The following is an 11,872-nucleotide window of genomic DNA, read 5'->3' as shown; positions in this document are numbered from 1 at the left end:
CCACTGTAAAAAAAGATCGCTTCAAATAAAGCTTGAACGCAAGTATTATATCAGACCGTCTAAATGACGATAATAACAATTGGCACCCCAAAAGTACTGTTCACGAAGCGAGAATTGATTTAGGTGGTTGACAATCCCCCCTGGAAAGGGTTATACTCACAGAATACATAAAGAAATACCGATACGAAATAGGTTATTTAGCACAATTAAATAGTTGCGAATGGATGATGGATACGGGAGAGCCTGCACACGTGCAGCACCGAAGGATAAAGCCGATATTTAGCTAATTATCAGTGATGATCTCAGGTAAAGGGGACCGTAACCGGACATAACTCTGGAAAGCGTAGCACCGAAGGGGCAACTTCCAAAATGGAACGAAACTCTCAGGTTAATAACAGAGCAGAAGGCGTAAGCCTTCTGTTTTTTTGTTTATAAAATTTCAGAATGGGTATTGAATTTACAGAAACTAAACAAAGTGGAGGACAAAAAAGATGAAAATTATTGAAGGTTTGAAGTATTCAAAAGATCATGAGTGGGTAAAAGTTGAGGGCAATCTGGCCACCATCGGGATAACCGATTATGCCCAGCATTCCCTGGGCGATATTGTCTTTGTCGAACTGCCGGAGATTGGCGATGCGATTGGCAAAGAGGAGACCTTTGGCGTGGTGGAATCGGTAAAAGCCGCCTCCGATATTTATTTGCCAATATCCGGGACGGTTGTCAAAATAAATGAAGCCCTGGTTGATGAACCGGAACTGCTCAATACCGATGCTTTTGAAAACTGGATGATCGGTGTTGAAATGGACGATCCGACGGAACTGGATGCGCTCATGGATGCCACAGCATACGAAACCATCTGTCATGAGTAAAACGCAGAAAACAGGAGCTTAACAAATGGGAAATTTAAAACGCACACTTTTTTATGACAATCATGTCAAAGCCGGGGCAACGCTGGTGGATTTTGGAGGCTGGGAAATGCCGATCCAGTATCCAGCCGGCATTGTCGATGAACATATTCATACCCGCATTAAATCAGGGATCTTTGATGTCTCCCATATGGGCCGATTCATTGTCTCCGGGAAGGAGGCCACCGCCTTTTTACAACATGTGTTAACCAACAATGTGCTGGCGCTGGATCTGCTGCAGGCTCAATACACGATGATCCAGAATAGTAACGGCGGAGCATTGGATGATGCTTATCTGTATCGCTTTTATGAAGATGAGTTTCTGTTGGTGGTCAATGCGGCCAACGCCGAAAAAGACTGGGAGCACCTGAACACCGAAATAAAATATTTTGATGCTAAAATCGTTGATCGATCCGCTGAAATTGCGATGATTTCGCTGCAGGGCCCCGATTCAAAAACCATCCTTAAAAAACTCACCGGAAGTGAGAATCTTACCGAGCCGCTTAAAAATGCTCTGGCAATTCTTGATTACCAAGGTGAGACATTGCTGATTGCCCGAACCGGTTACACCGGTGAACCGCTGGGCTTTGAGCTTTTCACAAAGGCATCGCAAGCCGCCGAAATCTGGGAAAAGCTGCTTGAACTGGGAGCGATGGCTATCGGCCTGGGCGCCCGGGATACCTTAAGACTGGAAGCCGGTCTGCCTCTTTACGGCCATGAGCTAGGCCTTGATAATGACGGTAACGAAATACCAATTTTTTCTTGCCCACTGGCCAAATTTGCGGTCAGCTTTGCCGAAGTCAAAGGCGATTATATCGGCCGAGCAGCCCTGGCTAAACAATATATTGGGTTTAAAAAAATTATGGAACGGGATCTTTCTGATTTGTCAGAATTAGCCCGGATTGTCAGACCGATTGCCCTTACTGGCCGCGGCATTGCCCGAGCGGGCTGTCAGGTCTTTAAAGCGGGAAAGGCAGTCGGAGTGATTACCAGTGCGACCATGGTGCCTTATTTAAAGGCGGAAGGATACGGGCTTGACAGCAAAATCACCGACGAGAAAGCGATGCGGGCGATCGGCCTGGCTCTCATCGATGGGGATGTTGAATTAAATGATCTGGTTGATGTAGAAATCCGCGGTAAGATGGTAGCGGCAGTGATTGCTCCCTATCATATGAAAAGCGATGCGCCACCCTTTGCCAGACCGATCATTTATGGGGTCGAAATTGAACGTCAGTTTGACAGTGCCCCGGATTATCAGACCAAAGCCCTGAATCTGCTGGAAAGAAGCTTTGACAACACCATTTTGAGACAGCATCAAACCATTAACCTGATCCCATCGGAACAGTCTCATTCAGCGGCGGTGCGGTTATTGTCGGTAATGGATCCTTCTTTCCGTTATGCGGAGCACAAAAAAACAAAATCCTTCTATGATTATGATGTGTTTTATTATCAGGGGACGGCCTTTATTGATGAGATTGAATATCTGCTGATGGAAGAAATGAAAAAATATCTTCATTGTGCTGAGGTAGAAACCCGGGTGATTAGCGGGCAGATGGCCAATGTGGCGGTCTTCAGTGCGCTAATGGATTATAAAAACCGGGTCAACCGGAAGGTCGATGCCAAGCGTTTGGGTTATGTGATGAATAATCATATCATCAGAGGCGGTCATTTAAGTGCCCAGCCGATGGGGGCCCTCCACGACTATATTGCCATTGATCCCCAAACGGAAAAAACAGCGATCGTGAATTTTCCGGTGGAAAAGGATAACCCCTTTAAAATCGATGTGGAAGAAACCAAAAAGGTGATCGCCCAATATCAGCCAGAGCTGATTATCTTTGGTAAGAGTATGGTCTTGCATAAGGAACCCGTTCGGGAAATCAGAAACTTCGTCGATGCTCAGAAACTAAATTCAATCATTATGTATGATATGGCCCATGTGCTGGGGCTGGTGGGCGATTATTTCCAGGATCCCTTTGCTGAAGGGGCGGAACTGGTGACTGGTTCCACCCACAAAACTTTCTTTGGGACGCAGCGGGGCATCATTGCCGGTAACTATGACAAAGACGATTATAAATATGGCCTTTGGGAAACCATTGAAACCCGGGCTTTCCCCGGTAGTGTCAGCAATCACCATCTGGGGACGATGCTGGGTCTGTTGATGGCCAGCTACGAAATGAACTATTTTAAAGACGAATACCAGAAAAATGTCATCCATAATGCTAAATATTTTGCCAAATGTCTGGCTGATGCCGGCCTGGATGTGGCTGGAGATCCGGCCATCTCCTATACCGAGACCCATCAGGTGGTGGTGCGAGTCGGTTATGGGATTGGACCGCAAGTCGCCAATCGACTGGAAGCCAACAATATAATCATCAACTATCAGGCCACCCCGGAAGAAGAGGGATTTACTGCGTCCGGCGCCATTCGTATCGGCGTGGCAGAAATGACCCGGTTCGGTTTTGGTAACAAAGAGTTTGCCGAAACTGCGGGCTTGATGGCTGATGTGATCTTAAGAAATAAAGATGTTAAAGAAGATGTGACGAAGCTGAGAGGTAATTTCACCAATCTCAAATATTGCTTTGATGATGAAGCAATCACAGCCCAGCTGGAAAAACTAAAATCAACGTTATAAAGGGGGAAGAAGAGTGGCATCCTATATATCCAATACCAAAGAGCAACAAAAAGCCATGCTTTCAGAGATGGGAAACGATTCGATCCAGGAACTTTTTGCTGATATCCCGGAAGCGGTGCGTCTGAGCCGGGATCTGGAATTACCACCGGCCTTATCAGAACTGGAACTGACAACAGCTCTGCGAAAGCTGTCCCAGAAAAACAAAAATCTTGATGACACCAGCTGTTTTCTCGGCGCCGGGGCCTATGATCATTTCATCCCTAGCGCAGTCGGTAATCTTATCTCGCGGCAGGAGTTTTATACTGCCTATACCCCCTATCAGCCGGAAATCAGCCAGGGCACCCTGCAGGCAATCTTCGAGTTTCAGTCGATGATCTGTGAGCTGACCGGCATGGACATTGCCAACGCCTCGATGTATGATGGTGCCACCGCTCTGGCCGAGGCAGTCGCTATGGCCGCTAGCCAGACCGGCAGAAATGAGATGCTGATCGCCAATACCGTTCATCCTGAGAGCCGCGAAGTGTTAAAGACCTATGCGCACTACAAGGGCATTGCGGTTAAAGAGATTGGCTACCACAATGGCAGTATCGATCTAGATGCGCTGGCGGCAGCGTGTTCCGATCAAACGGCGGCGGTTATTGTTCAGAGTCCCAACTTTTTTGGCATCATTGAAGATCTTGGTCAGGCTGCCGAACTGGCACACCAGCATAAGGCGCTGCTGATTGCTAGTGTCGATCCGATTTCGCTGGCAATCCTTAAATCCCCGGGCGAACTGGGAGCCGATATTGTCGTTGGGGATGGCCAGTGTTTGGGTAATCCGATCAGTTTTGGCGGTCCGGGTCTGGGTTTCATGGCCACCTCCAAAGCATTGATGCGGAAGCTGCCAGGTCGGGTCGTTGGCCAGACCACCGATGTTGAAGGCAAACGTGCCTTTGTGCTGACCCTGCAGACCAGAGAGCAGCATATCCGCCGGGACAAGGCGACTTCTAACATCTGCTCCAACCAGGCCTTAAATGCTTTGGCGGCGACCATTTACATGACCGTTCTCGGCAAGGAGGGGTTAAAAGAAGTGGCCACCCTCTGCCTCAACAAAGCCCATTACCTATATGACCAGCTGATCAAATCGGGAAAATTTGCGCCCGTTTTTTCAGCTCCCTTTTTCAAGGAGTTTACAGTGACCAGCGCCGGTGATACCGATGTACTAAACGATGCTTTGCTTGCGGATCATATTATCGGCGGTTATGCGCTGGATAAATCGTATCCGGAGCTAAAAAACGGCTGGTTGCTGGCGGTGACCGAAAAACGGACCCGACCAGAAATGGACAGTTTAGTAGAAAAGGCGGTGAACCATTGTGATTAAGAACGAAGCACTGATTTTTGAAAAATCGGTTCCGGGCCGCAGAACCAGCCTGTTACCGGTCTGTGATGTCCCGGAAAGGGACCTTGCCAGCGTCATTCCGGCCGCATTTTTGCGGCAGCAGTCCGCAGAACTGCCGGAAGTCAGCGAGGTGGATGCGGTTCGGCACTTTACCGCCTTGTCGAAAATGAACCACGGTGTGGATTCCGGCTTTTACCCGCTGGGTTCCTGTACGATGAAATATAATCCCAAGATTAATGAAGATGTGGCCAGATACAGCGGATTTTCGCGAATCCATCCTTATCAGTCAGAAAAAACCGTTCAGGGCGCACTGGAACTCCTTTATCAAACCGATCGGATGCTAGCGGAAATCACCGGAATGGCCCGGGTATCGCTGCAACCGGCGGCTGGCGCCCATGGTGAAATGGCCGGACTGATGATTATCAAAGCCTATCATCAGTACCGGGGTGACACGAAGCGACAAAAAATCGTCGTGCCGGATTCATCCCATGGCACCAATCCGGCTTCGGCGGCAGTGGTTGGCTTCGATGTGATCGAAGTGAAATCCAACGAATCTGGCGGCGTCGACATCCCGTCATTAAAGGCCGTGATGAGTGATGAGATTGCCGGGCTGATGCTCACCAATCCCAGCACCCTGGGCTTATTTGAAGAAAACATTGTCGAAATAGCCGAGATTGTCCATCAGGCGGGCGGACTGCTCTATTATGACGGGGCCAATATGAATGCCATTATGGGCAAGACCCGCCCCGGTGACATGGGCTTTGATGTGGTGCACCTTAATCTGCACAAAACCTTCAGTACCCCTCATGGCGGCGGCGGCCCAGGTTCAGGTCCGGTGGGGGTCAAAAAAGAGTTGGTTCCCTTCCTGCCGGCGCCAGTGGTGGAACGGGCCGTTGATAAGTATGTTCTGGATCATAACCGCCCCTTATCAATTGGACGAGTTAAATCTTTCTATGGCAATTTTGGGGTAGTGGTTAAAGCATTTGCCTACATCCGCTCCTTGGGGGCTGTGGGTCTTCGGGAAGCATCGGAAACAGCGGTGCTCAATGCCAATTATATCCGCGCCAGACTTCAGGATGATTATGAATTGCCCTTCGGCAAGACCTGTATGCATGAAGTCGTCTTCTCAGCCCAGAAGCAGATGAAATTGGGGGTTTCGGCCCTTGACATTGCCAAACGGCTGATTGATTTTGGTTATCATCCGCCGACGATTTATTTCCCCTTGATTGTCAAAGAAGCGTTGATGATTGAACCGACGGAGACTGAAAGCAAGGAAACCCTGGACGATTTTATTGAAGCGATGCGGCAAATTGCCAGAGAAGCCGAAACAAGTCCGGAGCTGTTAAAGGAAGCACCCCACGACACCATCGTAAAACGATTGGATGAGGTCAAGGCGGTACGTAAACCGATACTACGGTATGTCAAAGAGGTGTAAAGAGGAGTAATCGCTTAAAAAGTAATTTCCGGGGTAAAAAGATAAGAGCATCATGGATCGCGACACCAGCGATTGGTGTTTAAAAACTGGCTGACGCCTGAAGATTGAGGTTGGCATGAATGTATTTGATATTATCGGACCGATTATGGTGGGCCCGTCCAGTTCCCATACGGCCGGAGCGGTGCGGATCGGAAAAATAGCCCGAGCGGTTTCCGGTGGGCAGCCGGCAGTGGTGACCATTGAGCTTTATGGCTCCTTTGCCCAAACCTATAAGGGCCACGGTACCGATAAAGCGATTATTGCCGGGCTGCTCGGTATGGCGCCCGATGATGAGCGGATTAAGGACAGTCTGGAGCTGGCCCGGGAGCTGGGAATGACGTTTAAATTCAGGAAGTCTCAAAATAAAGAAGTTCATCCCAACACGGCCCTGATTTCAGCGGTTGATCAAACCGGTAAAAAAACCATTGTCCAGGGCTCGTCAGTGGGTGGCGGCCGAATTGTGGTCAACCGGATCAACGAGATCAATGTCAAATTCAATGGTGAATATTATACGCTACTGATCCCTCACACCGATACCCCCGGGGTGATTGCGGCGGTGACCAATCTGCTGGCGGATCAGGGGATTAACATTGCCGAGTTGAATATGTACCGTTCCCATCGTGGCGGGGAGGCGATGATGGTGATTGAGACCGATCAGGCCGTTAAAGGTGAGCAGATCAGTTTAATCGAAGCGGTGAAGACGGTGAAAAAGGCTGTATTAATTGAGCCAATCTATTAGGAGCGAAGATGATTAGTTATGATTCGATACAGGAACTGGCGGACAAAGCGAAAAAAAAAGGAAAAATGATTTCCGAGTTGGTGTTAGAGGATCAGGCCCTGCAAATGGAACGATCCCGGGAAGAACTCATGGAAGAAATGCGGAAAAGCCTTCAGGTGATGGCGGAAGCAGCTACTAAAGGCCTTACCGCAGTGAGTAAATCAGCCAGCGGACTCAGTGGCGGTGATGCCAATAAAATGAGACAGTCGGTTAATGCGGGCCAAACCCTCAGTGGCAAGGTGCTCAGTGAAACTCTGGCCAAGGCGCTGGCGATTGCCGAAGTGAACGCCTGTATGGGCAGAATTGTGGCTGCGCCCACAGCCGGATCCTGCGGGATTATTCCGGCCGTTCTTTTGACCTTGAAAGAAGAAAACGATTTGTCAGAGAACCAGGTGGTGATGAGTCTTTTTACCGCCGCAGGACTCGGCATGGTGATTGCCAAAAAGGCCAGCATTTCCGGGGCGGAAGGTGGTTGCCAGGCGGAATGCGGGAGTGCAGCGGCGATGGCTGCGGCGGCGGCCGTTGAATTAATGGGTGGCACCCCGCAAATGTGCGCTAATGCCTGTGCCATCGCTCTGAAAAGCGTGCTGGGACTGGTCTGTGATCCGGTTGCCGGATTGGTAGAGGTGCCCTGTGTCAAGCGCAATGCCAGTGGCGCTGCTAATGCCCTGATTGCCGCAGAGATGGCCTTAGCTGGTATTGAGAGCACCATCCCAGTGGACGAGGTGATTGGCGCCATGAAGGCCATCGGGGATGCCATGCCAAAATCTTTAAAAGAAACGGCGGAAGGGGGTCTGGCCGACACCCCCACCGGGAAGAAAATCGCCCGGGATATTTTACGCTGACTCAGTGATGGAATAATCGGATTAAAATCAAAAATTGGCGGGATTTAAGCTTGTTGTGAAAAAGTTTGGGAGTCTCTAGAAATAAATTACAGTAATTTTCATCTTTTTTTAACATATGCTTAAGTAAACGTATGCTTACAGAGAAAGTTAAGCTTAACAAGTTAAAATTTGTGAAGTGATAAAAGTTTCGACATCTTTTTCACTTTACTATTAGAAGCAGCGGTTCATTGAACGGCTGCTTTTTCTGTTTTATTAGGTTGATGAACAGGATGTGATGCGGGCCAGTGCTTTGGCAATGATTAATGCGGTCAATAAGATGCTGCTCAAATAAGCTCGGTAGAATGAATCGAACCAGTCTTCTTATGATCGCTTGTGGATCGATGCCTTCTAAAGAGTCACAAGGGGACATAAGCAGACGAGGTAATGGGTAACCTAAATTAGTTCGCTAAGTCTATTACTCCAGCGAAAAATCAATGCCCCGGTGTTCCACCGAAGTTGAAAAGACAATCAGTGTTTTGGTCCGGCCGAATCGTTGCAGTTCACCGATGAAGCTATCCAATTCGCTGGTGCTGGGGAAAAGAACCTCCAGCAGCATGGAATAATCACCGGTGACACAATTGCATTCAATGACGTTGTTGCAGGTCTGAATGTAGGGATAAAATTCTTTTTTGCAGACCGGCTCCACTTCGAGATTGACAAAAGCTTTAATATGATAGCCCATTTTGATGGGATTCACCACCGCCTGGTAGCCGCAAATATAGTCGTTTTTTTCCAACTGTTCAATCCGGGAAGAAACCGCCGGGGAGGAAAGATAGACCTGGGCCGCCAGTTCTTTGATTGAGATCCGGCCATTTTTCTGGAGCAGATTTAATATCTGCAGATCGATGGCATCCAGTAACTTGTTTTTCATAGTTTTAATCTCCTGACATCTTTGAAAATAAATGAAAATGGATTGTTGATGTAAAATAGCGAATATACGTTACAATATTGTAGCATAATTAAATTAAGTTCAAAAGCGAAAAAACTTTTTAAATTAGGTATATACGCTTAAAATAATTAAGTATCATCGTTTTACATTGCGTGATTGACAATGTAAATGCTTTAAGTTTATGATTGTTTTCAGTTGATGTGCCGCAACAATTCATAAACAGGAGATATTTGTATGAGAGAATTCTATGATCCATATTTGAACGTGGTAGATGTAATGACAGAGGCAATGGAAATTGGCGGGATGAATCAATATATGTTTGATATCATAAAGAATCCCCAGCGGGAAACAAAGGTATATTTGCCAGTAGAAATGGATGATGGAACAGTGCAGGTGTTTGAAGGGTATCGGGTGCAGCACTCCAATATCCGGGGGCCCTTTAAAGGCGGGATCCGTTTTCATCAGGATTGTAATTTAAATGAAGTGAAGGCCCTGGCAACCTGGATGTCGCTAAAATGTGCGGTGGTCAATATTCCCTATGGCGGAGCCAAAGGCGGGGTACGGGTTGATCCCAATAACCTGTCCCAACGGGAACTGCGCAAATTGACCAGGCGCTACGCCTTTGCCATCGAACCGCTGATTGGTGCCGATACCGACATCCCGGCCCCGGACGTCAACACCAACGCCCAAACGATGGCCTGGATTTTGGATACCTACAGCATGTTAAAAGGCAAGCCCTGTCCCGGGGTGGTTACCGGGAAACCATTGGAACTGGGCGGCTCCAAAGGACGGAATTCAGCCACCGGTCGCGGCGTGGCCATCAGTACCAAACTGATTCTGGAACGGGATGGCAAGCAGCTTTCGGATGTCTCGGTGGCGATTTCGGGGATGGGCAATGTCGGTGGCAATGCGGCCCGGATTCTGGGTCATCGCGGCAGTAAAATTGTTGCCTTAAGCGATGTTTCCGGGGGCATCTACTGCGAAAACGGTCTCGATGCCGATGAAATATCGGAGTTCCTGGAGATTAAAGGCAAACAGTTAAAGGATTATCAGAAAGCGGGAGTCAGCCATATTTCTCATGAAGCGGTCCTGACCTGCAAATGTGATGTCCTGATCCCGGCGGCGCTGGAGAATCAGATCAATGCTGAAAATGCTGGAAAACTGCAATGCTCCTATATCATTGAAGGCGCCAATGGACCCACCAGCGTGGAAGCTGATGCGCTATTGGAAGAACGGGGCATTGTGCTGATGCCGGATATCTTTGCCAATAGCGGCGGCGTCATTGTCTCTTACTTTGAGTGGGTTCAGAATATTCAGATCTTAACCTGGAATCGGGATCAGGTCAATAAAACGCTGGAAAAAATTATGTCGGCCGCTTTTGTCGAGATTCTCGAAGAAAGTCAGCAATCACAGTGTTCATTGCGGATGGCCGCTTATATCATCGCCCTGAAACGATTGATCTACGCCGAAGAAATCAAAGGAATTTTTCCCTGATCGACAAGGTTATTTGATCAAGTTTTAGAAGACAGCTTTCTTTTTCAACCTTATTTCAAGGTTCATGGACTAAATTATTAAGGTAATAACATCCACCTCACCAAAAAAACAGCCGACTTTGTATCAGTCGGTTGTTTTTTCTTTTTGCGTTGTCTGCTGCACTTTGTCAAAAGAAATTCAAATGCATAAGTAAGCATTGGAACCAAATAAGCTACTTAAGTTGCAAAATTTTTCGTAGCCTTATCAATTCCTTATATTTGCTTTGTAAGATTGTTAGTAAGGCAACTAAATAATCAAACAAATGGGAGAAACTGATGGAAAAAATAATTTTAGAAACAAAACAATTGACGAAACAATTTAAGAATCAAAAAGCGGTCAATGACCTGTCAATTAAGGTAAAAGAAAACTCGGTTTATGGTCTGCTGGGGCCAAATGGCGCGGGGAAGTCAACCCTGCTAAAAATGATCACCGGACTGATCAGGCCGACGGATGGGGAGATCCTGTTTGAAGATACCCCCTGGGAAAGAAAAGACTTAGCTAAAATTGGCGCCCTGATTGAAAATCCGGGTATTTATCCTAATCTGACTGCCATGGAAAACTTGAAGGTGGCGTGTACCCTTTATGAACTACCCAGCTCAAGAGCCGAGGAAGTGTTATCGCTGATTGGCCTGGAAAGTGCCGGCAAAAAGAAAACGAGAAATTTCTCGATGGGTATGAAGCAACGTTTAGGAATTGGTTTAGCCATTATTAATAATCCCCGGCTGTTGATTCTAGATGAACCAACCAATGGTCTTGACCCGGTGGGGATCGAAGAATTGCGAGAATTAATCCGTTCCTTCCCATCTCATGGGATCACGGTCATTCTTTCCAGTCATATTCTATCAGAAGTGGCACTGGTTGCAGATGAGGTCTCAATCATCGCTGATGGGGTCGTGGGCTATCAGGGCGCCGTCCAAAGAGGTGAGGATTTGGAGAAGATATTTATGGATGTGATCCGAAAAAGTGCGGGTGAACGCGCATGTTAGCCATCATAAAATCCGAGTTTCAGAAAAGTAAACGGTCAGCGGTGAACAAATTTGTTATTCTGGCACCCATTATGACACTGCTGCTCTGTTATTTTTTGGGAGGGGGACAAAATGGCGCCTATAATTGGTGGGTGGTCATGTTTCTACCCGGACTTATCGCTATTTTAGCGGCGATGATCATCGGTCGGGATAAGAATCTTGAATATAAAGGGCTATTTCTCTATCCAAAAGAAAAAGCATTGTTCTGGATTGGCAAAACACTCTATGTGAGTTTACTGTTTTTATTTTCCAGTCTGATTTTTATGTTGGGTATTGCCATGATGGGATTATTTGATCAAGCGACTATTTCTTTGCCAGCTAACTTATTGGCCATGAGCATCTTAATTTTAACCTTTTTTTTTCAGATTCCGATT

10 protein-coding genes and 1 riboswitch are annotated in these 11,872 nt (G+C 47.4%); of the genes, 9 read left to right on the top strand and 1 reads right to left on the bottom strand.

The genetic code is table 11. The annotated features are described in order from the left end of the window. Nucleotides 1–224: 224 nt before the first annotated feature. Nucleotides 225–329: riboswitch (glycine riboswitch) on the top strand. A 162-nt stretch (nucleotides 330–491) separates the two neighbouring features. The 6 genes from gcvH (at nucleotide 492) to sdaAA (ending at nucleotide 8,012) form a co-directional block, all read left to right on the top strand. Beyond that, nucleotides 492–869, top strand: coding sequence for a glycine cleavage system protein GcvH (gcvH, locus tag Q7J41_RS00650; protein ID WP_304884255.1), 378 nt, complete (start codon nucleotides 492–494; stop codon nucleotides 867–869). 25 nt (nucleotides 870–894) lie between these two features. Next, nucleotides 895–3,537, top strand: a complete 2,643-nt coding sequence (gcvT, locus tag Q7J41_RS00645; RefSeq protein ID WP_304884253.1) for a glycine cleavage system aminomethyltransferase GcvT — start codon at nucleotides 895–897, stop codon at nucleotides 3,535–3,537. 13 nt (nucleotides 3,538–3,550) lie between these two features. Further along, on the top strand, nucleotides 3,551–4,897 hold the full coding sequence (gene gcvPA / locus Q7J41_RS00640; RefSeq protein ID WP_304884251.1) for an aminomethyl-transferring glycine dehydrogenase subunit GcvPA: 1,347 nt from the start codon (nucleotides 3,551–3,553) through the stop codon (nucleotides 4,895–4,897). After that, nucleotides 4,890–6,350 (top strand): aminomethyl-transferring glycine dehydrogenase subunit GcvPB, encoded by a 1,461-nt coding sequence (gene gcvPB / locus Q7J41_RS00635; RefSeq protein ID WP_304884249.1) that lies wholly within the window; start codon nucleotides 4,890–4,892, stop codon nucleotides 6,348–6,350. Before gcvPA ends, gcvPB begins: the two co-directional genes overlap by 8 nt. 115 nt (nucleotides 6,351–6,465) lie before the next feature. Then, nucleotides 6,466–7,128, top strand: coding sequence for an L-serine ammonia-lyase, iron-sulfur-dependent subunit beta (gene sdaAB / locus Q7J41_RS00630; RefSeq protein ID WP_304884247.1), 663 nt, complete (start codon nucleotides 6,466–6,468; stop codon nucleotides 7,126–7,128). Nucleotides 7,129–7,136: 8 nt separating this feature from the next. Then, entirely contained in the window at nucleotides 7,137–8,012 is an 876-nt protein-coding gene (sdaAA, locus tag Q7J41_RS00625; protein WP_304884245.1) for an L-serine ammonia-lyase, iron-sulfur-dependent, subunit alpha, read from the top strand. Nucleotides 8,013–8,466: 454 nt separating this feature from the next. On the opposite strand, the gene Q7J41_RS00620 is transcribed toward sdaAA, so the two are convergent. Next, a complete protein-coding gene (locus Q7J41_RS00620) occupies nucleotides 8,467–8,907 on the bottom strand; it encodes an Lrp/AsnC family transcriptional regulator (protein ID WP_370650962.1) in 441 nt (146 codons plus the stop codon). 267 nt (nucleotides 8,908–9,174) lie between these two features. On the opposite strand from Q7J41_RS00620, the gene Q7J41_RS00615 reads away from it, so the two are divergent. From Q7J41_RS00615 to Q7J41_RS00605, 3 genes are all read left to right on the top strand, one after another. Continuing rightward, nucleotides 9,175–10,434 (top strand): Glu/Leu/Phe/Val dehydrogenase, encoded by a 1,260-nt coding sequence (locus Q7J41_RS00615; protein WP_304884242.1) that lies wholly within the window; start codon nucleotides 9,175–9,177, stop codon nucleotides 10,432–10,434. Nucleotides 10,435–10,748: 314 nt separating this feature from the next. Further along, entirely contained in the window at nucleotides 10,749–11,459 is a 711-nt protein-coding gene (locus Q7J41_RS00610; RefSeq protein ID WP_304884241.1) for a lantibiotic protection ABC transporter ATP-binding protein, read from the top strand. Further along, nucleotides 11,453–11,872, top strand: a 420-nt coding sequence (locus Q7J41_RS00605; protein ID WP_304884239.1) for an ABC transporter permease, incomplete at its 3' end; no start/stop codon positions are given. The genes Q7J41_RS00610 and Q7J41_RS00605, both read left to right, overlap by 7 nt.

The organism is Acetobacterium sp. (genome assembly GCF_030652775.1).
Lineage (GTDB): Bacteria > Bacillota > Clostridia > Eubacteriales > Eubacteriaceae > Acetobacterium.
Note: the sequence above shows the minus strand (reverse complement) of the source record. Positions and strands in the feature narration are given on the sequence as shown.